The organism is Aeromonas sp. S9(2024), assembly GCF_041403185.1.
GTDB classification, from domain to species: Bacteria; Pseudomonadota; Gammaproteobacteria; order Enterobacterales; family Aeromonadaceae; genus Aeromonas; species Aeromonas enteropelogenes.
Map to the genome: position 1 here is coordinate 612,321 of NZ_JBGLRE010000002.1, position 23,082 is coordinate 635,402.

Sequence of the window (23,082 nt, forward strand, 5' to 3'; positions counted from 1 at the left end):
TCACAGGAGTGACAGATGAGCGAGAGCAAGGTCTACCCGGTCAAATCCCATATCAGCAACGGCGCCCTGCTGGACAAGGCAGGTTATGAGGCCATGTACCAGGCCTCCGTTGAAAACCCGGACGCCTTCTGGGGCGAGCAGGGCAAAATCCTCGACTGGATGAAGCCCTATACCAAGGTCAAGAACACCTCCTACGACCCGGGTCACGTCTCCATCAAGTGGTTCGAGGATGGCCAGCTCAACGTCTCGGCCAACTGCCTGGACCGCCACCTGCGCGATCGAGGCGACAAGGTCGCCATCATCTGGGAAGGGGACAACCCGGCCGAGGATCGCAAGCTGACCTATCGCGAGCTGCACGGCGAAGTGTGCAAGTTTGCCAACGTCCTCAAGGCACAAGGGGTGCGCAGGGGTGACGTAGTCTGCCTCTACATGCCCATGGTGCCGGAAGCGGCCATCGCCATGCTGGCCTGTACCCGCATCGGGGCCGTGCACAGCATCGTCTTCGGTGGTTTCTCGCCGGAAGCGCTGGCCGGTCGCATCATAGATTCGGGTTCGCACATCGTCATCACCGCCGACGAGGGGCTGCGTGGCGGGCGTGCCGTGCCGCTCAAGAAGAATGTGGACGAAGCGCTCACCAACCCGGAAACCCAGGTCAACAAGGTGATCGTGCTCAAACGTACCGGCGGCGATGTCGCCTGGCACAGCCATCGCGATGTGTGGTGGCACGAAGCAACCGCCACCGTCAGCAGCGACTGCCCGCCCGAAGCGATGAACGCCGAAGATCCGCTGTTCATCCTCTACACCTCAGGTTCAACCGGCAAGCCCAAAGGGGTGCTGCACACCACTGGCGGCTACCTGGTCTATGCCACCCTCACTTTCAAGTACGTGTTCGACTACCACGAAGAGGACATCTACTGGTGTACCGCCGACGTGGGCTGGGTCACCGGTCACTCCTATCTGGTCTATGGCCCGCTTGCCAACGGTGCCACCACCATCATGTTCGAAGGGGTGCCCAACTACCCGGCCAGCAACCGCATGAGTCAGGTGGTGGACAAGCATCAGGTCACCATCCTCTACACAGCCCCCACCGCCATCCGCGCCCTGATGGCCAAGGGCAACGAGGCAGTCGAGGGTACTTCCCGTTCGAGCCTGCGCATCATGGGATCCGTGGGTGAACCCATCAACCCGGAAGCCTGGGAGTGGTACTACCGCACCATAGGCGACGAGCGCTGCCCCATCGTCGACACCTGGTGGCAGACCGAGACCGGCGGCATCCTGATCACTCCGCTTCCCGGCGTCACCGACCTGAAACCCGGCTCCGCCACCCGTCCCTTCTTCGGGGTACAACCGGCGCTGGTCGATAACATGGGCGAACCGCTGGAGGGGGCCACCGAGGGCAACCTGGTGATCACCGACTCCTGGCCGGGTCAGATGCGCACCGTGTTCGGCGATCACGAGCGCTTCGAGCAGACCTACTTCTCCACCTTCCCGGGTCGCTACTTCACTGGCGACGGAGCTCGTCGCGACGCCGACGGCTACTACTGGATCACCGGTCGGGTGGATGATGTACTGAACGTCTCCGGCCACCGCATGGGTACCGCCGAGATCGAATCGGCCCTGGTGGCCCATCCCAAGATTGCCGAGGCGGCCGTGGTCGGCGTGCCCCACGAGATCAAGGGTCAGGGTATCTATGCCTACGTCACCCTGATCGCCGGGGAAGAGCCGAGCCGCGAGCTGCACAAAGAGGTCAAGGAGTGGGTACGTAAAGAGATCGGCGCCATCGCCACGCCGGACGTCATCCACTGGGCCGAGGGGCTACCGAAGACCCGCTCCGGCAAGATCATGCGCCGCATCCTTCGCAAGATTGCCACCGGCGAGACCGACAGCCTCGGAGACATCTCCACCTTGGCGGATCCGGGTGTGGTAGACAAGCTGATCCGCGAGAAGTCGGAAGCCGCCTGATCGAGCCCCGTTTTATCGATGAACAAAGCCGACCCTGGGTCGGCTTTGTTGTTTCTGCGGAGCCGGAATCGGCCCCCTGCGCAGATGGTGGACGGGGCACATAAGCGAGCAAAAAACAGGCAGGTGTAGAGATTAGACCAGTAAAATGCTGTTAATTTTCACGAAATCAATATAATTGCGAAATCTGTGTGCCAGGGCACACCCATTTGCGCAGAAAATGGCTAGATTTCTGGTAGTCCGCAAGATAGCTGACAGATAGCAGCAATATCATCGAGGATGTACTCAATATGTCGCAAAATCACCGAATCCTTCTGCTTAACGGACCAAACCTGAATCTGCTGGGCAAACGGGAGCCGGGTATCTACGGCAGCAAGACGCTCGATGAGATCGTCGCCGATCTGGCGCACAGCGCCAGTGAACTCGGCGTCAGCCTGGAACACCTGCAATCCAACGCCGAACACGAGCTGGTCGGCCGCATTCATCAGGCCATGGGCCAGGTGGATTTTATCATCATCAACCCGGCCGCCTTCACCCACACCAGTGTCGCCATCCGCGATGCCCTGCTGGGCGTGGCCATCCCCTTTATCGAGGTGCACCTGTCAAATGTTCATGCCAGGGAGCCCTTCCGTCATCACTCCTACCTCTCCGATGTCGCCAAGGGCGTCATCTGCGGGCTGGGAGCCGATGGCTATCAATTCGCTTTAACCGCGGCCGTGCACCACCTGCGCGCGGCTTGATAATCACTTATCTGATAAAGAAGAAAGAGAATGCTAATGGATATCCGCAAAATCAAGAAGCTGATTGAACTGGTTGAAGAGTCCGGCATCGCCGAACTGGAGATCTCCGAAGGTGAAGAATCCGTTCGCATCAGCCGCAACTTCTCCGGTCAGGTGACTGCCGCCCCGCAGATGATCATGCCGCAAGCAGCTCCGGTTGCTGCGCCTGTTGCCGCTGCACCGGCTGCTGCGCCGGCCGCCGCCGATGCTGCCCCGAGCGGTCACCTGATGCGCTCCCCCATGGTTGGCTCCTTCTACCGCTCCTCCAGCCCGGAAGCCAAGCCGTTCGTGGAAGTGGGCCAGCACGTCAATGTCGGCGATACCCTGTGCATCGTCGAAGCCATGAAAATGATGAACCAAATCGAATCTGACAAGGCCGGTGTGATCAAAGCGATCCTGGTTGAAAATGGTCAGGCCGTCGAATTCGACGAGCCGCTGTTCATCATCGAATAAGGGAAATCGCCACCCATGTTGGACAAAGTAGTCATCGCCAACCGCGGTGAAATTGCCCTGCGGATCCTGCGCGCTTGCAAAGAGCTCGGGATCAAGACAGTGGCCGTTCACTCCACCGCCGACCGGGAGCTCAAGCATGTGCTGCTGGCCGACGAATCCATCTGTATCGGCAAGCCGGCCAGTACCGACTCCTACCTCAACGTGCCGGCCATCATCGCCGCCGCAGAGGTAACCGGTGCCGTGGCCATCCACCCGGGTTACGGCTTCCTCTCCGAGAATGCCGATTTTGCCGAAGTGGTCGAAAAGTCCGGCTTCATCTTCATCGGCCCGCGCGCCGAGACCATCCGCTTGATGGGTGACAAGGTCTCCGCCATCGAGGCGATGAAGAAGGCGGGCGTCCCCTGTGTACCGGGCTCCGACGGTCCGGTCGACAACGACGCCAAGCACAACGCCGCCATTGCCAAGCGCATCGGCTATCCGGTGATCATCAAGGCCGCCGGTGGCGGTGGTGGTCGTGGCATGCGCGTGGTGCGCAGCGAAGCCGAGCTGGCTTCCGCCATTGCGCTGACCAAATCCGAAGCAGGCCAGTTCTTCAAGAACGATATGGTCTACATGGAGAAGTACCTGGAGAACCCGCGTCACATCGAGATCCAGGTGCTGGCTGACGGCCAGGGCAACGCCATCTATCTGGGCGAGCGTGACTGCTCCATGCAACGTCGCCACCAGAAAGTGGTGGAAGAGGCACCGGCACCGGGCATCACTTCCGAGATGCGCAAGTTCATCGGCGAGCGCTGCGTGCGCGCCTGTATCGAGATCGGCTACCGCGGAGCGGGTACTTTCGAGTTCCTGTATGAAAACGGCGAGTTCTATTTCATCGAGATGAACACCCGTATCCAGGTTGAGCATCCGGTTACCGAAATGGTCACCGGCGTGGATCTCATCAAGGAGCAGCTGCGCATCGCCGCCGGCCAGCCCCTGTCGATCACTCAGCAGGACATCCGCATCCGTGGCCATGCCATCGAGTGCCGGATCAATGCCGAGGATCCGGCCACCTTCATGCCCTCGCCGGGTCTGGTGCAGCGTTTCCACGCGCCGGGCGGTCTGGGCGTGCGCTGGGACTCCCACATCTATGCGGGCTACAAGGTGCCGCCCCACTACGATTCGATGATCGGCAAGCTGATCTGCTACGGCGAGAATCGTGACATCGCCATCGCCCGCATGCGCCACGCGCTGGACGAGTTGGTGGTCGAGGGGATCAAGACCAACGTGCCGCTGCAAAAAGAGATCATGAAGGACGAAAACTTCCAGCACGGTGGAACCAACATCCACTACCTGCACAAGAAGCTGGGTCTGTAAGACTCGCGTCCGCAGATCCTCTGCTGAAAAAGGGCCATGGCGACATGGCCCTTTTTTGTTATCCTTGCGCCCCTCGAAATTGTCGGAGGCCAAGGTGAACCGTTTCGCTCTCGCCCGCCGGGAAGCAGTCTTCTGCCTGCTGCTGACCCTGCTCTACTTCTTTGCCTGGTATGGCACCGCCTACTTTATTCCGCCACAGCTTGAGCTGTGGGGGCTGCCGCTCTGGTTCCTGCTCAGCTGCATGGTGATGCCGCTGCTGTTCATCCTGCTCTGCGCCCTGATGGTGAACCGCTTGTTCGTGGAGATCCCCCTCGATCCCGAGCCGCTCCAGCCCAAGGAGCCCTCCCATGAATCTTGAATTGATGCTGCCGCTCTTCATCTATCTGGTGCTGGTGCTGGGGGTTGGCTTTTGGGCCAGCCGCCATCGCGCCGCCGGCAACTTCGTCAGCGAGTACTTCATCGGCAACCGCAGCATGGGCGGCCTGGTGCTGGCCATGACGCTGGTGGCCACTTACACCTCGGCCTCGTCCTTTATCGGCGGCCCCGGCGCCGCCTACAAGATTGGTCTTGGCTGGGTGCTGTTGGCGATGATCCAGCTGCCCACCGTCTGGCTCACCCTGGGGGTGCTTGGCAAAAAGTTCGCCATCATCGCCCGCCGGGTCAATGCGGTGACCATCAACGACATGCTGTGGGCCCGCTACCAAAGCCGGGCCGTGGTGATCCTGGGCTCGGTGACCATCATCCTCGCCTTTATCGCCACCATGGTGGTGCAGTTCATCGGCGGGGCCCGTCTGCTGGAGACCGCCACCGGCCTCTCCTACCAGCAGGGGCTGCTGCTGTTTGCCGGCTGCGTGCTGCTCTACACCATCATCGGCGGCTTTCGCGCCGTGGTGATGACCGATGCCCTGCAGGGGATCATCATGCTGATCGGCACCGGTGCCCTGCTGGCGGGGATCCTGATCGCGGGGGATGGCTTGCCCAACCTCATCCACCAGCTCAAGGAGATAGATCCCAAGCTGGTAAGCCCGCAGGGGGCCGGCGACATGCTGACCCAGCCCTTCATGCTGAGCTTCTGGATCCTGGTCTGCATCGGGGTGGTGGGGCTGCCCCACTCGGCCCTGCGCTGCTTTGGTTATCGCGACAGCAAGGCGCTTCATCGCGGCATCCTGATCGGCACAGTGGTGAGCGCCCTCTTGATGTTCGGCATGCACCTGGCCGGGGCCCTCGGCCGCGCCATCCTGCCCGGCATGGACAGTCCGGACAAGATCATGCCCTCTCTGATGATGGAGGTGCTGCCCCCCTGGCTCGCCGGGGTCTTCCTGGCGGCGCCCATGGCGGCCATCATGTCGACCATCGACTCCCAGCTGATCCAGGCCTCGGCCACCCTGGTGAAAGATCTCTACCTCAACTACCTCAATCCGAAGCAGGAGAAGCTGGAGGTACGCATCCCCCGCCTCTCCCTGCTCTGTACCCTGATCCTCGGCACTCTGGTACTGCTGGCGGCGCTGCAGCCCCCCGAGATGATCATCTGGCTCAACCTGCTCGCCTTCGGCGGCCTGCAGGCGGTATTCCTCTGGCCCCTGGTACTCGGCCTCTACTGGCCGCGGGCCAACGGTCGCGGCTCCCTGGCCAGCATGATCTGCGGCATTCTGTGCTACTGCATCCTGAGTCAGTGGGGGATCAAGCTGGCTGGCCTGCACGCCATCGTGCCCAGCCTGACTCTCGGTTTGTTCGCCTTCGTGGTGGTGAGCCTGCTCAGTGCTCCGCCTTCGCGGGAAGTGCGGGAGTTGTTCGAGTAAAAATTGAGTAAAAAATGAATTAGGGGTTCCGAAACTATCCCCAAATGGGTGTTTTACGGGTAAACTGTGCGCCGAGTCACAAAATAATGGCGTCGTATGCCCGTAAAAGACACCCGACAAGTCGTTACCCAAGCCCTGCAGCGGCTTGGCTATGCCCTGCTGCTGCCCGTCTCCATTTTGCCGGTGGCGGCCCTGGTCTATCGACTCGGGCAACCCGATGCGCTGGACATGGCCGTGCTCTCCCTCACCGGTCAGGCGATCTTCAGCCAGATGCCGCTCATCTACGCAGTGGCCATCGCCTTTGGCCTGAGCCGGCAGGGGGAAGGCACCCAGGCGCTGGCCGGGGCGGTAAACTTCCTGCTGCTCAGCACCGCCTTCAACACCCTGGCCCCGAATCTTCATGCGGACATGATCTGCGGCCTGCTGGCGGGACTGACCACCGCCATCATCTATCCCTGGGTCCGTCAACAACAAACACGGCCTGGCTGGCTACGCTTCGCCCGGGGTGAATTCCCCAGCCTGCTCTGCTCGGCGCTGGCCTGCCTGCTTATCGCCCTACCGCTATCACTCTTGTGGCCACCGCTGGAACGTGGCCTCACCCTGCTCACCTCCGAGCTGCTCACCACGCCGCTCGGGGCCTTCTGTTACGGCACCCTCAACCGGCTGCTGATCCCCCTCGGTCTGCATCAGGTGCTGGGCAGCGTCATCGGCCTTGGCGAGAGCAACCTGCAGGCACTGGCCAGTGCCCAACCGCTGCACGAAGGATATGTGGCGGGCCTCTATCCCATCATCATGTTCGGTCTGCCGGGTGCCTGTTTCGCCATCTGGCTCCATCGCCAGCGGATGCGGCGACTGCCGCAGGGTGGGCTGCTGCTCACCCTGGCGCTCACCTCGGCGCTGGTGGGGATCACCGAACCCATCGAGTTTCTGTTTGCCTTCACCGCCCCCTGGCTGTTTCTGGCCCACGCCCTGATGACCGGGCTGTCGCTGGCGGTGTGCAGCAGCCTCGGCATCAAGGTGGGCAGTTACTTCTCCGCCGGCCTGCTGGATCTGGTGCTGAGCTATCAGACGGGCGAACACAGCTTCTGGCTGATCCCGGTCGGCATCCTGTTCTTCGTCGCCTACACCCTGCTGTTTTACCAGTTGCTGGAACGCTCCCCCCTCAGCATGCCGAGCAAACCCATCGCCAGGGAACACTCACGGCTGGCGAGCGTGGCCCCCTCCGATCCCCAGATGCTGGCGATCCAGTACCTCAAGGTGCTGGGAGGCATGGATAACCTGCAGGCCATGAGCGTCTGCCTGACCCGCCTCAGCCTGCGGGTGCGCGACATCGAGTTGGTGGATCAGTCCCGCTTTCTCGAGCTCGGTTGCCTCTCCTGGATCCAGCTCAACGACCATCAACTGGTGCTGGTGCTGGGCCCCAGCGCCAACCTGATAGAGGGGCAGATCCGCATGATGGCCGAACGCCAGTCTGTGCCCATCGGCCTCAAGCCCAATCAGGAGTCAGCCAGCCAGAGCGGCTGGTAACTCAGGCGAACGGCAGACGCTCGGCCACGAAATCCATCAAGCTGCGCAGGGCGGGCGCCAGGTGTTCCCGGCTCGGGTAGATGAGGTAAAACGGATTGGTCGGGATGGGGATCATGGGCAGGATCTTCTGCAATTTCCCACTGGCCAGCCCGCTCTCGCAGACATGCTGCGGCAACAGGGCAATTCCCCCGTCATGAAGCGCCAGCTCCCGCAGCGCCAGCAGGCTGTTGCTGGCACAAGCCCCCTGCGGTCGCCAGCCTCCCTCCTGCAACGGCCACACAGGAAGAGCGGTGTGAACCAGACAGACATGGTGCGCCAGCTCGGCCAGCCGCTGCGGCATGCCGTGGCGCGCCAGATAACCGGGAGAGGCCACCAGATAACGGGCCACCTCGCCGATGCGCCGGCAGATGAGGCTGGAATCCTTTAGCGGCGCAGCCCGCAGCGCCAGATCGTACCCCTCCCCCACCAGATCCAGCTGCTCGTCACTCAGGGTCAGCTCCAGCACCACCTCGGGATAGAGGGCGCGAAACTCGGCCAGGATAGGGCCAAGCAGCAAGGTGCCGGTCGCCTCGGGCGCAGTGATCCGCACCCGGCCGGCGGGAGCGCTGCGAAGCCGCGCCATCGCCAGATTGGCGCTGCGGGCCAGGGTCAGCAATCCGCGGCAGTGTTCTACATAGATCTCACCCTGAGGGGTCAGGCTGAGCCTGCGGGTGGTGCGCTGAAGCAACCGCACCCCAAGCTGTGACTCAAGCCGCGAGATCTTCTGGCTCACCGAGGACTTTGGCATGCCGAGCAGCTCGGCCGCCCGGGTAAAGCTGCCCTGCTCCACCACGGTGGCAAACAGCCCCATCAATTCCAGTTCGACATTGTTCATATATTCAAACAGTCTTTACCAATTACTCATCTTAATCCGAATAATCAGACAGACTAGAGTGACTGGCAATCCCCCTCCAACCGATTTGAAAGGAACTGCCATGAAAGCCATCGCCCTGACTCACTACCTGCCAAGCGATCACCCCCACTGCTTCATCGAGGCCAATCTGCCCGCCCCGACGCCGGGCCCGCGCGACCTGCTGGTGCGAGTCAACGCCACCTCCATCAACCCGGTCGACACCAAGGTGCGCGCCCCCAAGGAGAAGGTCGAGAGCAGCCCCCGAGTGCTGGGTTGGGATGCCGTGGGCGACGTCGTTGCCGTCGGCAGCGAGGTGACCCTGTTCAAAGCGGGCGACCGCGTTTGGTATGCCGGTGACATCAGCCGCCCCGGCAGCAACAGCGCTCTGCAACTGGTGGATGAACGCATCGCCGCCCTCGCCCCTACCACTCTGAGCGACGTAGCGGCCGCCGCCCTGCCACTGACCGCCATCACCGCCTGGGAGGCCCTGTTCGAGCGCCTTGGCCTCACTCGCGAGAGCACAGGCCGACTGCTGATCATAGGCGGCGCTGGCGGAGTGGGTTCCATCGCCATTCAGCTGGCCCGCCAGCTCACCGGCATGGAAGTGCTCGCCACCGCCTCTCGCCCCGAAACCCGCGACTGGTGCCAGCAGATGGGGGCCCATCAGGTGGTGAGTCATCATAGCCTGTCATCGGATCTGGCCGACCTTGGCATCGTTCAGGTAGACGCCATCTTCTGTACCAATGCCACCGAGCAACACTGGCAGGCCATGGCTGCGCTCATTCGCCCGTTCGGTCACATCTGTACCATCGCCGAATCGAAAGATCCCTGGGATCTCTCCCTGCTCAAGAGCAAGAGCGCCACCTTCAGCCAGGAGTTCATGTTTACCCGTTCCCTGTTCCAGACCCCGGACATGATCGAGCAGCACAGGCTGCTGCAACAAGTGGCTACCCTGGTGGATCAGGGCGTGCTGAAGAGCACCCTGACCCGCACGCTGCCCGAACTGACACCGGCCACTCTGGCCCAGGCTCATGCCGAGCTGGAAGCCGGCCGCATGATGGGCAAGCTGGTGATCGATATGAGCGGCTTCTAATCCCTTGGAGGTAAAAAACGCACCAAGCTGGGGTATTTTCACCAACGGCAAGCCCCATCAAGGCACAGGGCCGGTCGGTTGTCCGGCAATCAGGCGCGACATGATTGAAGAGATGACATAAAAAAGGGGCCATTCCGTCGGAATGGCCCTAAATACCTGAACATTGGGGTAACAATCACACACACATCCTTTGCAGGACAGATTGGCTTTTGCAGCTTGTGTGCCAATACGCCGTTTATTGCAGACTTTCCCCTCTCTCCGACTATTCAAAGCCCCATGCCACTCTCACGCCATCGGTTTGAAACAAAAAAAGCCACCCGAAGGTGGCCAAGCAATGACGGAACTTTCCTAGAGCAAAGCATTCAGCGGGAACAGGTTGCTTCCCGTCACCCATTGGGGAATACATTAACCATGCCAACTCGGCAAAGTTGCCTTGCTCCACCACACCCCATGGGCAAACCACGACAGCAAAGCCCCATGATGGTAGAATCCCGCGGTTTCACATTTATGAAGAGTCGACGCCATGCCCTGGATACAAATTCGAATCAACGCCACTGCCAAGACCGCAGACAAGGTGAGCAACATGCTGCTGGGGCGTGGTGCCCAGGCGGTGACCTTTATGGATGCCAAGGATGTGCCCGTCTATGAACCCATGCCCGGTGAAACCCCGCTGTGGGGCGAGACCGAGGTAATGGGTCTGTTCGACGCCGAAACCGATCCAGCCCCCACCATCGCCTTCTTCCAGCAGATCTTCGGCGAGAACGTCGGTTACAAGGTCGAGCAGCTGGAAGACAAGGACTGGGTACGCGAGTGGATGGATCACTTCCACCCCATGCAGTTTGGTGAGCGCCTGTGGATCTGCCCGAGCTGGCGCGATGTGCCGGACCCCGAGGCGGTCAATGTCATGCTGGATCCGGGTCTGGCGTTCGGTACCGGTACCCACCCCACCACGGCCCTCTGCCTGCAGTGGCTGGACGGGCTGGATCTGGCCGGTAAAACCGTGGTGGATTTTGGCTGCGGTTCCGGCATTCTCGGCATCGCCGCCCTGAAACTCGGCGCCGCCCGAGTAATCGGCATCGACATCGATCCGCAGGCGATCCAGGCCAGCCGTGACAACGCCGAGCGCAACGGCGTCGCAGGCCAGATCGAGCTCTACCTGCCCGCCGAGCAGCCGGAAGGGCTGCTGGCCGACGTGGTGGTCGCCAACATCCTGGCCGGCCCGCTGCGTGAGCTGGCCCCGTTGATCGCGGGTCTGGGCAAACCGGACAGCCTGATGGCCCTCTCCGGCGTGCTGGAGAGCCAGGCCCCCGAGCTGGAAACCATCTACGGCCAGTGGTTCAAGATGGACCCGACAGCGGTGAAAGAGGAGTGGTGCCGCCTATCCGGCCGCAAACACGGCTGATAGCGAAAAGGCAGCATGACGACGACAAGGGCACCTTCGGGTGCCCTTGTTCTATTTGCTCGCCTGCTCGCCCCGTTTATCCACTCGCAATGCTGCTTCACACACCAGGACCAGGGAAAAACTTCATCGCGCAGATGGCGTGGAGAGTGGCGGATATCAGGCCATGAGAATTGCCAGAACACGGCTGAAAACACCATAAAAATAAAGCCCAATGTCACGAGGACGTTGGGCTGTTTAAAAAGGTGCTACGGAATTGCGACTCTCATCGCAGAAAAATTAGAAGGGATGCCCTTCTAAACTGGCAGGGGGATATTAATGGATGCGCAAACGTTTTACATAGCTAAATACACCAGGATTGAGAGGCGTATCTCACTATTTAAAAAATTCCCTGCTACGGCCCGTCATCCCGATCTGCCCCCATTTATTTTCAGTGGCCACTCTGGTTACTATCCGGAGTTTGCCCAAAAAAGCCCTGATGGATCAGGGCTTTGTCCGAGACTATCGAAGCAGAGTCAGCGACTCAGAAACGGCGGACATACTCGCCTAGGGGTAATTCACGCAGCTTGCGCGCCTCCAGCATGGGAGTGCCGAGATAGAGGAAGCCCACCAGCTGATCCTCTGCCCCCAGCCCCAATCCCTGGTTGATCTGCTCATCGAAGATGAACCAGCCGGAGCGCCAGATGCCGTTGAATCCCTGCGCCTGAGCCGCCATCTGCATCGCCATCAGGGCGCAACCGGCGGAGAGCTCCTGCTCCAGTTTCGGCACCTTGGGGTGTTCCTGATAACGGGTCGCGACGGCAACCACCAGCGGGGCCCTCAGCGGCGCCTCCTGACACTTCCTGATGCTCTCTTCATCTTCACCCCGGCGGCGGGCAGCCTCTCCCAGCAGGGTACCGAGCCGCTCGCGCCCTTCCCCTTCAAACAGGATGAACTGCCAGGGGGTCAGGGTACCGTGATCCGGCGCCCGCAGCCCGGCCTTGAGAATATTGTCGAGCACCTCGCCGGCGGGCGCCGGCTCGGCCAGACGGCCACAGGAGTGGCGATTGAGCAACAGGGTAAGGGCATCCATGGGCAGTTCCTTGTCTGGGGCTATGATGGCGCTACCTTAGCACAGCGCAGAATGAAGAAAACCCCTGATGCTCAGGGGTTTATGACGTGACCAAAGTGCCTGCTACCTAGATGACGGCAGCCAGCTCCGCCCCCTGACGGATCGCCCGCTTGGCATCGAGCTCCGCCGCCACATCGGCGCCGCCTATGATGTGTACCGGTTTGCCGGCGGCCTGCAGGCCGACTTGCAGCTCCTTGAGCGGCTCCTGCCCGGCACAGATGATCACCTGATCCACCGGCAGACACTGCTGCTTGTCACCCACCTGAATATGGAGACCCTCGTCGTCGATACGCAGGTACTGCACCCCGGAGAGCATCTGCACCTTGCGGTTCTTCAAGACGGTGCGGTGGATCCAGCCGGTGGTCTTGCCAAGGCCGTCACCCACTTTGCTCTCCTTGCGCTGGAGCAGCCAGATCTGGCGTTCGGGAGCGTCGACTTCCGGGGTCGTCAAGCCACCGCGCTCGGCAAGCTGCTTGTCGATGCCCCACTCCTTGAGCCAGTGGTCACGACGAAGATCCCCGTCCCCGTGGGATGACTGCGCCACCCTTTTCTCCACCAGGTATTCGGCCACATCGAAGCCGATGCCGCCGGCACCGATCACCGCCACCTTCTCGCCCACCGGCTTGTGATCGCGCAGCACGTCCAGGTAGCTCAGCACCTTGGGATGCTCGATGCCAGGAATATTGGGAGTGCGCGGGCGTATGCCGGTGGCGAGGATCACCTCGTCAAAGCCGCCGCCCAAGAGGCTCTCGGCGCTCTGGCGCTGGCCGAGATACAGCTCGACGCCGCACTTCTCCAGCCGTTTGGCAAAATAACGCAGGGTCTCGTGAAACTCCTCCTTGCCCGGGATCTGCTTGGCAAAGTTGAACTGGCCGCCTATCTCGCTCGCCTGATCGAACAGGCTCACCTGATGGCCGCGCTCGGCGGCGTAGCAGGCAAACGCGAGTCCGGCCGGACCGGCCCCCACCACCGCCAGCTTCTTGGGCTGGGGCACCCGGCCGAAGGTGAGCTCGGTCTCGAAACAGGCGCGCGGATTGACCAGGCAGGAGGCGCGCTTCTGCTTGAAGATGTGGTCCAAGCAGGCCTGGTTGCAGGCGATGCAGGTGTTGATCTCGTCTGCTCTGTCTTCAGCGGCCTTGATCACGAACTCGGGATCGGCCAGGAAGGGACGCGCCATGGAGACCATATCCGCCTCGCCCCCTGCCAGAATGCGTTCGGCCACCTCCGGGGTGTTGATGCGGTTGGTAGTGATAAGCGGAACTTTGAGGTGTTTTTTCAGCTCCGCCGTCACCCAGCTGAAGGCGCCGCGCGGAACGCTGGTGGCGATGGTGGGAATGCGCGCCTCGTGCCAGCCGATGCCGGTGTTGATGAGGGTGACACCCACCTGCTCCAGCGCCTTGCCGAGCGCAATCACCTCTTCCAGGGTCGAGCCCTGCTCCACCAGATCCAGCATGGAGAGGCGGAAGATAATGATGAAATCCGGGCCGACCCGCTCGCGGATGGCACGCACTATCTCCACCGGGAAACGCATCCGGTTTTCGCTGCTGCCACCCCAGCCATCGGTGCGCTTGTTGGTGCGCTCGCAAATGAACTGGTTGATGAGATAGCCTTCCGATCCCATCACCTCGACCCCGTCATAACCTGCCGCCCTGGCGAGCGCGGCGGTGGCGGCGAAGTCGCGGATGGTGCCGCGGATCTGCCGCTCGCTCATGGCGCGCGGCTTGAACGGGGAGATGGGAGCCTTGAGGGCACTCGGTGCCAGGCTGAAGGGGTGATAGGCGTAACGGCCGGCATGGAGGATCTGCAGCGCTATCTTGCCCCCCTCCTGATGGACCGCCCGGGTCACCTTCTTGTGTTTGGCAACCTGCCAGGGAAAGCTCAGCTGGGAACCGTGAGGCACCAGGCGCCCACGCAGGTTGGGGGCGATACCGCCGGTCACGATGAGGCCGACCCCGCCACGGGCGCGTTCGCCATAGAAGGCGGCCAGCTTGTCAAAGCCCCCTTTCTCCTCTTCGAGGCCGGTGTGCATCGAACCCATCAATACCCTGTTGCGCAATTGGGTAAAGCCGAGATCGAGCGGGGTCAGCAGGGTTGGATAACGACTCACAGGGCCTCCAGTTAATTTTTTGTTATCAATGTGGAGCTAGAGTAAAGAATCGAAAATTCTTTTTCAAACAAATGTTTGGACAATTTTTCAGCGCACAGCCGTGTCCTGAATCCCGGGCGCCGGATCCACCAGCCGGAAATGGCAATTTCGCCCCCAACTGGTTAATAATGGCCCCTCCTCCCCCATTAACAGGGCGATAACGCGACTATGTCTATTTTCAAAGGCCTGGGCTGGTTGTTCCGCAGCCTGTGGCGTCTGCTCAACTTCACCCGCCTGATGCTGGTCAATCTGCTGTTTCTGCTGGTCGTGCTGGTCATCGTCGTCAGCTTCGGCCAGAAAGAGGCTCCGGTGGCCCCCATCGAAGGGGCGCTCACTCTCAACCTCAACGGCGTGCTGGTCGAGCAGCGTTCCCAGACAGACCCCACTGTGCAGCTGCTGCGCCAGATGGACAGCAGCGACGAGCAGCCGAGCGAGATCGTGCTCTCCGATCTGCTGTGGGCCATTCACAACGCCAAGGATGACGATCGCATCAAGGCGCTGGTGATCAAACCACAGGGACTGCAGGGCGCCAGCTTCTCCAAATTGCAGGAGGTGGCAAGCGCCATCGATGCCTTCAAGGAGAGCGGCAAGCCTGTCATCGCCATGGCCGACTTCTATACCCAGGGGCAATACCTGCTGGCAGCTCACGCCGACCACGTGCTGCTCAACCAGAGCGGCGCCGTGGTGATCGAGGGCCTGGGCGTCTACCAGACCTACTTCAAGTCGGCGCTGGAGAAACTCAACATCACCCCCCATGTGTTCAAGGTCGGCACCTACAAATCCTTCGTCGAACCCTACACCCGAGATGACATGTCCCCCGAGAGCAAGGAGGCGAACCAGCGCTGGCTGGATCAGCTGTGGCAATCCTATGTTGCCGACGTGGCCAACCAGCGGGAGATAGATCCGGAGATCGTGGCACCGGGCAAGGATCGCTTCCTCGAACTGCTGCGCAAAGCCGGTGGCAATGCCGCCAACTACGCCCTCGACAACGGCCTGGTGGATCAGCTCGCCACCCGTGACGAGATGACCCAGGCGGTGATCAAGGAGGTGGGAGAAGACGAGGATCACGGCTGGAAAGGGGTCGGCCTCAAGGAGTATCTGGCCGCCATTCCCGAGCAATATCCCCAGAGCGGCAAGGACGAAGTGGGCCTCATCGTCGCCAGCGGCGCCATCATGGACGGCATGCAACCCACCGGCACCATAGGCGGAGACAGCCTCTCCGAGCTGCTGGCCGATGCCCGCCGCGATGACAAAGTGAAGGCCGTGGTATTGCGGGTCGACAGCCCCGGCGGCAGCGCCTTCGCCGCCGAGCAGATCCGCGCCGAATTGCTGGCCCTGAAACAGGCTGGCAAGCCGGTAGTGATCTCCATGGGCAGCTACGCCGCCTCCGGTGGCTACTGGATCTCCGCCGATGCAGACAAGATCTTCGCCTCCCCCACCACCCTCACCGGCTCCATCGGGGTATTCGGCATGTTCGCCACCGTCGACAAGGCACTCTCCCAGTACGGGGTACATACCGATGGCGTTGGCACCACGGATTACGTCGGCGTCGGTCTGACCCGAGCCCTGCCCGAGCACGTCAGCCAGGCCATCCAGCTGAGCGTGGAGGATACCTACCAGCGCTTCGTCGATCTGGTGGGCAAGGGGCGCGGTCTGAGCCCGGAAGAGGCGGAAAAAGCCGCCGAAGGGCGAGTCTGGACCGGTGAGGATGCCAAGGCACTGGGTCTGGTGGATGAGTTCGGCAACCTCAACGATGCCCTCAAGGCCGCCGCCGACCTCGCCAATCTCAAGGAGTGGCAGGTAAGCCCCATCGAGCAGGAAGAGTCAGCCAGGGACAAGTTCCTGCGCCAGTTGTTCAACAGCAGCGCCCAGGCGCTGGCACCGTACCTGCAAAGCTGGCTGCCCGCCGGATTTGGCAAGGCCATGGTGGAGGTGAAGCGCAACCTGGATCCGCTGACGCGCTTCAACGATCCGCAGGGCACCTACGCCTTCTGCCCGGTCTGCGTGCAGTAACCCCAATTGATGGCGCTCAGACACCAACCATAAAAAACGGCGACCCGATGGTCGCCGTTTTCGTTAGCCTGCCCGGGCCTTCTTCAAAGGCACAGACCTCATCAGGGATTGAGGCGGGTCGGCATGCCGGTGCGTTGCTCCAGCACCTGCTTGACCACGTTGGAGTCAGAGTCGGCGTGGGCGATGAAGCGGGTAGTGGCCTGGGTCATGGGCAGCGGCACGGCGGCGGTGGAGTTGAACTCCTCCTCGGTGCGCGACAGCGGCTCGTGCACTTCCATGTAGCGACCGCCATCCGGCTCGACCGTGGTCTTGACCGGCTGGTTGACGAACTGGACGCGGGTACCGACCGGCACGTGGTCGAACAGGTACTTGATGTCGTCGGCGCGCAGACGGACGCAGCCGCTGCTCACCCGCAGACCGATGCCGAAGGTGGCATTGGTGCCGTGGATGGCATAGAGGTTGCCGATATAGAGGGCGTGCAAACCCATGGGGTTGTCAGGACCGGCCGGCCAGACCGCAGGCAGGGTCTTGCCCTGGGCGGCGTAGCGGCGACGGATGTTCTCGGTCGGGGTCCAGGTCGGGTTGGCGCGCTTGCGCTCCACCTTGGTGATCCAGTTCTCCGGGGTGTTTACCCCCAGCTGGCCGATGCCGATGGGCAGCACCTGCACCACGTTCTTGCCTTTCGGGTAGTAATAGAGGCGCATCTCGGCCACGTTGATGACGATCCCTTCGCGGGGCGCATTGGGCAGGATCAGCTGATGGGGAATGATCAGGGTGCTGCCTGCCTTGGGCAGGTAGGGATCGACCCCGGGGTTGGCTTCCATGATGTTGGTCAGACCCAACTGGAAGTCAGAGGCGATCTGCTCCAGCGGACGGTTGTCCGCGGGCACCACATATTCCTGGTTCTCGCCGATCAGACGGCTGTTGGCCGCAGGCAGACGGTACTCGACGGCGGCGGCCTGTTGGCTGACCAGTGCGAGTGTGCATAAAAGGGCCGAAGCGGCAGTGCGAAGGGGATTCATAAAATTCCTGTATGGTTTCCTGTACCAATGGGCCGACGGCCCTGTCATCCTCGGTCTGCCGGTGGCGGGTCAACCTGCACCACAGGCCAATAACCGAGCGCGCATTCTTTCCTGTGTCGGCCAAAATTTCAACTTCGACGTAACGCTTTTACCATCAAAATCAGCCGACAGACCGCCATCGGGGGAGATCCTCTCCCCTGCCAGAGTGCCCACGCCACCATGAGCAAAAGATGAACAGCCTGAATTGCCCCTCCCAGTGCTGTACGCTCCCGTTGCCGCAACCCATCCTCATCGACCAAAGGGTTACATGCCATATACCCAACCAGTCCCGGGCCAGCAACCAGCGACCATAAAAAAACCGCTCCGAGGAGCGGTTAATGGAGCCACCAGGCAACCATAAAAGGGACTACGGGTTGGGTTGTCATTGGTATTGCTGTGTCACGCTCACTACTGCACCGTGGCGTCCGTGGCGCCGGTTTGCTCCTTGAGGAAAGTTATCCAGGGTGAGGCACGACCGCTGACGTTGCCATTCTGGGCTGCCTGGGTGAAGGCATTGAGCGCCTCTTTCGGCTTTTGCTGCTCGAAATAGGCAATCCCGCTCAGGAACTTCAGATCGGCGCGCTGTTCGCCACTGGCATTCGCTGCAGGTTTGGCAGCCAGTGCTACCAAGTCCTGATAGCGCTTGCTCTGGATCATCATGCGCGCCATCTTCAACTGCAACTCGGCGCTGGGAGCCAGCCGATAGCTCTTGGCCAGCGTGTCGATGGCCGGATCCAGCTCCTTGGCCTGATGCCAGTAGTTGGCCAGCGTCTTGTAGTTGCCGGCACTCGCCTCAATCGCCCCCTCCTTCATCCCCTTCTCCATCACCCGGGCGGCGCGATGGGGAATGCCGACGAAGGCCAGGTAATTGGCCAGCCGCTGCAGCTCGGTTGCCTCGGTCAGCATGCCGAGGTTGTAGGCCGACTCCAGCGCCGCCAGCGCCTTGCCATCATTGCCCGCCTGCATGTGCATGGCCGACAGCTGGGTCCAGTACTTCTTCTTCTCCGGGAACATGTTGACCAGGGTAGTCAGCACCTCGGTGGCTGGCTTGTACTGCTTGAGCTCATAGTGGGCCCCCATCTTGAGCAGGTACCAGGACTCAGGTGCCTTGCCCGCCGATAGCCTGATCGCCTGATCCACTGCGGGGATCGCCTCCCGGTACTGCTTGAGCTGCACATGGGCGTTGGCCAGGGTGATGTAGGCGTGGGCGTTTGGCTTGTCATCCTTGCCCTGGTTGGCAAACCACTCCTTCATGGTCTTTACCGAACCCTGAAAGTTGCCCTCAGCCATATAAAGCTGGGCCAGGTTGTAGCGCACCTGCTGGGCCACCACGGGCGGCAGGCCGCCGGTGGCGATGGCATCGGCGAAATATTTGGTCGCCTGACCATACTTCTCCTGCTGCGCGGCCACGAAGCCCAGGGTTTGCAGAATGACCCCCTTGTCGTAGACCCGCTCACCGGCACCGGACAAGGCCTCCTGCAACTTGGCATTGGCATCGCCATAGCGTTTCTCGGTGATCAGCTCCTGCGCCTTGTTGACCGCACGATAGGCTCGATCCGACAGGGTCGGCTGCTCGGCGGCCCAACTGGCGGTGCTGAGCAGCACCGCCATGGCGACCGGGGCGAGGATCATCTTGTGTAACTTGTTCATCGCCACCTTCCTTAGTTGACCGCGAACTCGATTTCTTGCTGCATCCGGGAAGCCTGCGGCTTGCCATCCACCATGGCCGGTTTGAACGTCCACTTGGCGATGGTCTTGCGCGCCTCCTTGCCAAGGTCATAGCTGCGCGGCTCTTCCTTCACGATCCGCACGTTGCTGACTGTGCCGCGCTCGGTCACGGTGAACTCCACCAGCACCTTGCCGGAAGCGAGCCCGGCCAGCGCCGCCTTGCGGGGCATCATGGGTTCGAACGTTGCCAGGGGAATGGCACTGTTGTTGCCACCGATCCCGCCGCCACCGCCGCCCGTGCTGTAGGCACCGAGGGCATTGCCACCGCCGATGTTGACCGGGATGTCGAGCTTGGGCATGTCCATGGGGGCGCTGTCCATCTTGGGTCTGTCCGTACTTGCCACCTCCATTTCAGGCGGGGGGGGCGGACGCTTCGGGGGCGGCGGTTTGGGCAGCTCCCTCTGTTTCTCTTGCAGGGTCTCATCGGGCTTGATGCGGATGAAGTCGGTCATGGTGACGTCATCCTTCTCCGTCAACTCCCGGTGATCCGGTGTGATCAGCTTGTTCATTCCCAAAAACAGAAAGAACACCACCACACAGGAGACCGCCAACGATATCAGGTATCTCATAGGTCTCTCTCCGGCATCAGCTGCTCTTGTCGGCAGCGATGGAGATGTTCTGGACACCGGCCATGCGGATCTGATCCATGACCTGCACCACCAGACCGGAACGGGATTCGCTGTCGGCCTGGATCACCACGGCGCTCTCCGGGTTCTCCGCCCGCAGCCGCTCGATGTTGGCGCGCACAGCACCGACTTCCACCACCCGCTTGTCGACCCAGACCTGGCCATTTTCCCGTACCGCAACCATGATGTTGCCCTTCTTCACCGTCTCGGCCGTGTTGGCGCTGGGACGGTTGATCTCGACACCGGACTCCTTGACGAACGAGGTGGTCACGATGAAGAAGATCAGCATGATGAACACTATGTCCAGCATGGGGGTCAGATCGATGGCCGCCTCGTCAGCACCGCTGTCGCTGTGACGTTTTCTCATGGCAAAAACTCCTTGCTTGTTCTGAGCCTCCGACAGGTCCGGCCTGACCGGAGGCGTGCATCCTGCATCAACCGTGTTTCAGGTTGTCTTCCAGCTTCTCGACCGCCAGCTTGGCCTTGTGATCGAGCTGGTTTACAAAAAACAGACCGGAAAGGGCGGCAACCATGCCCGCCATGGTCGGCACCGTCGCCTTGGAGATCCCCGAGGCCATGGCGCGCGGCGAACCGGTACCGGTCACGGCCAGGGTGTCGAACACCTGGACCATGCCGACCACGGTGCCGAGCAGCCCCATCAGCGGACAGAGGGCGATCAGCACCTTGATAATCGGCATCCCCTTGTCCACCGCCATGGCCACCCTTGAGACCAGCTCGCGCCGGATCTGCCTGGCAGACCAGGAGAGGTGATCGCTGCGGGCCAGCCAGGCCGCCTTGGTCTGCTTCACCTGCTTGGGGTAGACGGCGATGAAGTAGAACCAGCGCTCCAGCAACAGGGCCCACATCATCAGGGTCAGGAAGAACAGGGCGACCAGCACGTCCCCCCCCAATCCCAGAAACCGGCGGACCGACTCGACTTCTTCAATCAACCAGAACCACATGGATGACTCCTTAGGCTGCTGCCTTGGCAGAGTGCAGACGCTCCTGATAACGGGCGACGAAACCGGCACTCTGCTCTTCCAGTACCTGGATCAGGCGACGGCTCTGGGTCTGCACCAGGGTGTAGAGGAACAGCATGGGCACGGCCACGACCAGACCCTGCATGGTGGTCACCAGGGCTTCGGAAATACCGCCGGCCATCAGCTTGGGATCGCCGGTACCGAACAAGGTGATGGCCTGGAAGGTGGCGATCATCCCGACTACGGTACCCAGCAGACCCAGCAGCGGAGCGACCGAGGCGATCAGCTTGATGATGCTGATGCCCTTCTCGAACTTGGGTACGTTGCGCAGGATGATCTCGTCGAGCTTGGACTCCAGATCCTCGATGTTGTCACCACGGTGCGCCTGATAGGCCCCCAGCATGTCACCGATGGGGTTGCCCTTGATCACCTGATCGGATTTCAGCTGCTTGCGCATGGAAGAGCCGATCAGCGACAGGCGGATGCCACAGAAGATGGCCAGCAAGGTCCCGATGACCCCGAGTGCGAGGATCACATAACCCACAGTGCCACCCTGATCGATGCGCTCCTTCAGGGTCGGCGACTGCACCAGCAGGGAGAGGATCACGCCACGGGACGGGTCGATAAAGACAGGCTTGACCCCGTCACCACCCGCTTCAAACTCGGCGAGCGGTGCCAGCACGCTCTTCTCCGGTTGGCGGGAGAGTTGCTCGAACTTGCCGGTTTCCGGCACGAAGGTCAGGTACTTGCCTTCGGAGACAGTGTTGAACTCGCCGATCTGGGTGACCGTCTTCTCGGCCTGATTGCCCTCGCCGTAAACCACGGTCGCCGGGATCTGGCTCACCTTGCCGCCATCGACCATGCGACCAAGGGTGGTGGTCCAGAAGGCTTCAAGATCGTCACTGGAGGGAAGCTCCTTGCTCTCGGCCAGACGGGTCAACAGTACCGCCTGCTCCGGATGCTCCACTCGGCGGGCGGAAGCGTTGAAGATCCCCTTGAACTCGCCGGCGAACTGGCGCAGTACGCCGAACATCTCGCCCATGTTGCCGGCGCGCTGGCGCAGGGTCTCGGTCAGTTCGGTCAGCTGCTTGTCGTTGGCATCGAAGGTCGCCTTGAGCTGTTCGCCCTTGGCGGTCTCGGCTGCCAGCTCCGCCTTGGCCTTGGCCAGCAGGGCGGCCTGCTCGTTCTTGTCAGCCAGGAAGCGGGCTTCCCGCTCCTTGTTCAGCTGGGATTCGCTCAGGCTGGACGCTTTCACCTGGTTCAGCAGCGCATTGAGATCCACCGGTTTTTCGGCGGCAGTCACCGGCAATGTGATCAGGGTGGCTCCCGCAATCAGGGAGGCGATGGCAAGTTTGATTCCTTTCATGATGCTTTCTCCGCAGTGTGAACCGGCAGCTTGATCAGCGCGGGAGGCGCCTGCTTCTTGGCAATACGCAAGCCATGTTCAACTGCACTGCGATACTCCTGGGGCAACTCTTCCCATTGACGGGTCTGCTTGTTCCACATGCCGGTTTCTTGGCCATCCGGAGACTGGTAAAGGAGGGCGATGCGACCGACGCGCAGGAACTCGTAAGTCTTCTCGCTACCACCCTTGTCCAGGCTCGCCTTGTAGGCTTCAATGGTGCGGCTGAAGCTCTCCTCGATCTGGTAGGCCTCCAGGATCTTGCGGTACTTCTCGGAGATGGTGACGTCGGCCCGGTTCATCAGGTCGGTCAGGGCGGCGACCCTGTCTTCACGCTCGACCTTCTGGAACGGCAGATCCAGGGAGACGAACTGTTCGAGGGAGTCGATCATCTTGAGCATCAGGGGCACCACTTCGGTGCTGGTCTGGTCGATCTGGGCGATCTGCTTTTGCATCGAGGCCAGCTCGCTGCTCTGGGACTCGACCATCTTGGCGACCTGCTCGTTGTAGGTGCGCAGGCTGTCGACCTGGCGCAGGGCCGCCTTGTACTGGGCCAGTGCGGACTCGGCAGACTCGGCGTAGTTGTCGATCTTCTGCTGGGAAACTTTGGATGCGTTGTCGGTGGCGGCTTGAGCGTCCACGGCCTGTCCGGCGGTGGCGGCACTCAGATTGAAGCTGGTCAACAAGGCGGCCGATACCAGGCTGCCAAGGAGCGCTTTCTTCATTGTAATGGTCCTTGTCTTCATAGGATTACCCTA

At 61.5% G+C, this 23,082-nt stretch carries 20 protein-coding genes; 10 read left to right on the forward strand and 10 right to left on the reverse strand.

The features are described 5' to 3' along the window. Window positions 1–15: 15 nt before the first annotated feature. The 7 genes from acs to ACB028_RS06115 all read left to right on the forward strand — a co-directional run bounded on the left by acs (window position 16) and on the right by ACB028_RS06115 (window position 7,873). Window positions 16–1,962, forward strand: a complete 1,947-nt coding sequence (gene acs, locus ACB028_RS06085; RefSeq protein WP_042028138.1) for an acetate--CoA ligase — start codon at window positions 16–18, stop codon at window positions 1,960–1,962. A 287-nt stretch (window positions 1,963–2,249) separates the two neighbouring features. Continuing rightward, window positions 2,250–2,699, forward strand: coding sequence for a type II 3-dehydroquinate dehydratase (gene aroQ / locus ACB028_RS06090; RefSeq protein WP_026457432.1), 450 nt, complete (start codon window positions 2,250–2,252; stop codon window positions 2,697–2,699). Window positions 2,700–2,735: 36 nt separating this feature from the next. Next, complete coding sequence (accB, locus tag ACB028_RS06095) at window positions 2,736–3,191, forward strand: acetyl-CoA carboxylase biotin carboxyl carrier protein (protein WP_026457431.1); 456 nt, start codon at window positions 2,736–2,738, stop codon at window positions 3,189–3,191. A gap of 15 nt (window positions 3,192–3,206) precedes the next feature. Then, entirely contained in the window at window positions 3,207–4,547 is a 1,341-nt protein-coding gene (gene accC, locus ACB028_RS06100) for an acetyl-CoA carboxylase biotin carboxylase subunit (RefSeq protein WP_042073312.1), read from the forward strand. Between the two features lie 94 nt (window positions 4,548–4,641). Next, window positions 4,642–4,905, forward strand: a complete 264-nt coding sequence (locus tag ACB028_RS06105) for a YhdT family protein (RefSeq protein ID WP_042028224.1) — start codon at window positions 4,642–4,644, stop codon at window positions 4,903–4,905. Beyond that, a complete protein-coding gene (gene panF, locus ACB028_RS06110) occupies window positions 4,895–6,346 on the forward strand; it encodes a sodium/pantothenate symporter (protein ID WP_371143755.1) in 1,452 nt (483 codons plus the stop codon). Before ACB028_RS06105 ends, panF begins: the two co-directional genes overlap by 11 nt. A gap of 96 nt (window positions 6,347–6,442) precedes the next feature. Then, entirely contained in the window at window positions 6,443–7,873 is a 1,431-nt protein-coding gene (locus ACB028_RS06115; RefSeq protein ID WP_042028143.1) for a PTS transporter subunit EIIC, read from the forward strand. A 1-nt stretch (window position 7,874) separates the two neighbouring features. On the opposite strand, the gene ACB028_RS06120 is transcribed toward ACB028_RS06115, so the two are convergent. Beyond that, the gene (locus tag ACB028_RS06120) at window positions 7,875–8,747 is read right to left on the reverse strand and encodes a LysR family transcriptional regulator (protein WP_042073315.1); all 873 of its coding nucleotides are present in this window, start codon (window positions 8,745–8,747) and stop codon (window positions 7,875–7,877) included. Between the two features lie 100 nt (window positions 8,748–8,847). On the opposite strand from ACB028_RS06120, the gene ACB028_RS06125 reads away from it, so the two are divergent. Both ACB028_RS06125 and prmA read left to right on the forward strand, forming a co-directional pair. Continuing rightward, window positions 8,848–9,858 carry a zinc-binding alcohol dehydrogenase family protein gene (locus tag ACB028_RS06125; RefSeq protein ID WP_371143756.1) on the forward strand — a complete coding sequence of 337 codons (1,011 nt, stop codon included), beginning with the start codon at window positions 8,848–8,850 and terminating at the stop codon, window positions 9,856–9,858. A 523-nt stretch (window positions 9,859–10,381) separates the two neighbouring features. After that, window positions 10,382–11,260 (forward strand): 50S ribosomal protein L11 methyltransferase, encoded by an 879-nt coding sequence (gene prmA, locus ACB028_RS06130; protein ID WP_225634158.1) that lies wholly within the window; start codon window positions 10,382–10,384, stop codon window positions 11,258–11,260. A 520-nt stretch (window positions 11,261–11,780) separates the two neighbouring features. Here the strand turns inward: prmA and ACB028_RS06135 are convergent. Together ACB028_RS06135 and ACB028_RS06140 are read right to left on the reverse strand one after the other, a co-directional pair. Then, window positions 11,781–12,329 (reverse strand): NAD(P)H nitroreductase, encoded by a 549-nt coding sequence (locus tag ACB028_RS06135; protein WP_026457242.1) that lies wholly within the window; start codon window positions 12,327–12,329, stop codon window positions 11,781–11,783. Window positions 12,330–12,435: 106 nt separating this feature from the next. Beyond that, on the reverse strand, window positions 12,436–14,475 hold the full coding sequence (locus tag ACB028_RS06140; protein ID WP_201940651.1) for an FAD-dependent oxidoreductase: 2,040 nt from the start codon (window positions 14,473–14,475) through the stop codon (window positions 12,436–12,438). 207 nt (window positions 14,476–14,682) lie between these two features. Here ACB028_RS06140 and sppA point away from each other — a divergent pair, with 207 nt between their 5' ends. Next, window positions 14,683–16,527, forward strand: coding sequence for a signal peptide peptidase SppA (gene sppA / locus ACB028_RS06145; protein ID WP_371143757.1), 1,845 nt, complete (start codon window positions 14,683–14,685; stop codon window positions 16,525–16,527). Between the two features lie 101 nt (window positions 16,528–16,628). Here sppA and ACB028_RS06150 read toward each other — a convergent pair whose 3' ends face one another. The 7 genes from ACB028_RS06150 to ACB028_RS06180 all read right to left on the reverse strand — a co-directional run bounded on the left by ACB028_RS06150 (window position 16,629) and on the right by ACB028_RS06180 (window position 23,049). After that, the gene (locus ACB028_RS06150; protein ID WP_371143758.1) at window positions 16,629–17,549 is read right to left on the reverse strand and encodes a L,D-transpeptidase family protein; all 921 of its coding nucleotides are present in this window, start codon (window positions 17,547–17,549) and stop codon (window positions 16,629–16,631) included. Between the two features lie 447 nt (window positions 17,550–17,996). Then, entirely contained in the window at window positions 17,997–19,238 is a 1,242-nt protein-coding gene (locus ACB028_RS06155) for a tetratricopeptide repeat protein (RefSeq protein WP_338611143.1), read from the reverse strand. A gap of 11 nt (window positions 19,239–19,249) precedes the next feature. Continuing rightward, window positions 19,250–19,885, reverse strand: a complete 636-nt coding sequence (locus tag ACB028_RS06160; RefSeq protein WP_371143759.1) for an energy transducer TonB — start codon at window positions 19,883–19,885, stop codon at window positions 19,250–19,252. Between the two features lie 16 nt (window positions 19,886–19,901). Continuing rightward, window positions 19,902–20,309: a biopolymer transporter ExbD gene (locus ACB028_RS06165; RefSeq protein ID WP_026457093.1), complete on the reverse strand. Its 408-nt coding sequence runs from the start codon at window positions 20,307–20,309 to the stop codon at window positions 19,902–19,904. A gap of 67 nt (window positions 20,310–20,376) precedes the next feature. Continuing rightward, complete coding sequence (locus tag ACB028_RS06170) at window positions 20,377–20,904, reverse strand: MotA/TolQ/ExbB proton channel family protein (protein WP_268855190.1); 528 nt, start codon at window positions 20,902–20,904, stop codon at window positions 20,377–20,379. A 10-nt stretch (window positions 20,905–20,914) separates the two neighbouring features. Next, the gene (locus ACB028_RS06175; RefSeq protein ID WP_371143760.1) at window positions 20,915–22,288 is read right to left on the reverse strand and encodes a MotA/TolQ/ExbB proton channel family protein; all 1,374 of its coding nucleotides are present in this window, start codon (window positions 22,286–22,288) and stop codon (window positions 20,915–20,917) included. After that, window positions 22,285–23,049: a DUF3450 domain-containing protein gene (locus tag ACB028_RS06180; protein WP_342013097.1), complete on the reverse strand. Its 765-nt coding sequence runs from the start codon at window positions 23,047–23,049 to the stop codon at window positions 22,285–22,287. Before ACB028_RS06180 ends, ACB028_RS06175 begins: the two co-directional genes overlap by 4 nt. Window positions 23,050–23,082: the final 33 nt, after the last annotated feature.

Excerpts from the sequence above, each read along its gene's own strand:
- acs (WP_042028138.1), top strand. The coding sequence starts at position 16 with ATGAGCGAGAGCAAGGTCTACCCGGTCAAATCCCATATCAGCAACGGC.
- accC (WP_042073312.1), top strand. The coding sequence starts at position 3,207 with ATGTTGGACAAAGTAGTCATCGCCAACCGCGGTGAAATTGCCCTGCGG.
- ACB028_RS06160 (WP_371143759.1), bottom strand. The coding sequence starts at position 19,885 with ATGAGATACCTGATATCGTTGGCGGTCTCCTGTGTGGTGGTGTTCTTT.
- ACB028_RS06165 (WP_026457093.1), bottom strand. The coding sequence starts at position 20,309 with ATGAGAAAACGTCACAGCGACAGCGGTGCTGACGAGGCGGCCATCGAT.
- ACB028_RS06175 (WP_371143760.1), bottom strand. The coding sequence starts at position 22,288 with ATGAAAGGAATCAAACTTGCCATCGCCTCCCTGATTGCGGGAGCCACC.
- ACB028_RS06115 (WP_042028143.1), top strand. The coding sequence starts at position 6,443 with ATGCCCGTAAAAGACACCCGACAAGTCGTTACCCAAGCCCTGCAGCGG.
- ACB028_RS06180 (WP_342013097.1), bottom strand. The coding sequence starts at position 23,049 with ATGAAGAAAGCGCTCCTTGGCAGCCTGGTATCGGCCGCCTTGTTGACC.
- accB (WP_026457431.1), top strand. The coding sequence starts at position 2,736 with ATGGATATCCGCAAAATCAAGAAGCTGATTGAACTGGTTGAAGAGTCC.
- ACB028_RS06125 (WP_371143756.1), top strand. The coding sequence starts at position 8,848 with ATGAAAGCCATCGCCCTGACTCACTACCTGCCAAGCGATCACCCCCAC.
- prmA (WP_225634158.1), top strand. The coding sequence starts at position 10,382 with ATGCCCTGGATACAAATTCGAATCAACGCCACTGCCAAGACCGCAGAC.
- ACB028_RS06155 (WP_338611143.1), bottom strand. The coding sequence starts at position 19,238 with ATGAACAAGTTACACAAGATGATCCTCGCCCCGGTCGCCATGGCGGTG.
- aroQ (WP_026457432.1), top strand. The coding sequence starts at position 2,250 with ATGTCGCAAAATCACCGAATCCTTCTGCTTAACGGACCAAACCTGAAT.
- ACB028_RS06135 (WP_026457242.1), bottom strand. The coding sequence starts at position 12,329 with ATGGATGCCCTTACCCTGTTGCTCAATCGCCACTCCTGTGGCCGTCTG.
- panF (WP_371143755.1), top strand. The coding sequence starts at position 4,895 with ATGAATCTTGAATTGATGCTGCCGCTCTTCATCTATCTGGTGCTGGTG.
- ACB028_RS06120 (WP_042073315.1), bottom strand. The coding sequence starts at position 8,747 with ATGAACAATGTCGAACTGGAATTGATGGGGCTGTTTGCCACCGTGGTG.
- ACB028_RS06170 (WP_268855190.1), bottom strand. The coding sequence starts at position 20,904 with ATGTGGTTCTGGTTGATTGAAGAAGTCGAGTCGGTCCGCCGGTTTCTG.
- ACB028_RS06150 (WP_371143758.1), bottom strand. The coding sequence starts at position 17,549 with ATGAATCCCCTTCGCACTGCCGCTTCGGCCCTTTTATGCACACTCGCA.
- sppA (WP_371143757.1), top strand. The coding sequence starts at position 14,683 with ATGTCTATTTTCAAAGGCCTGGGCTGGTTGTTCCGCAGCCTGTGGCGT.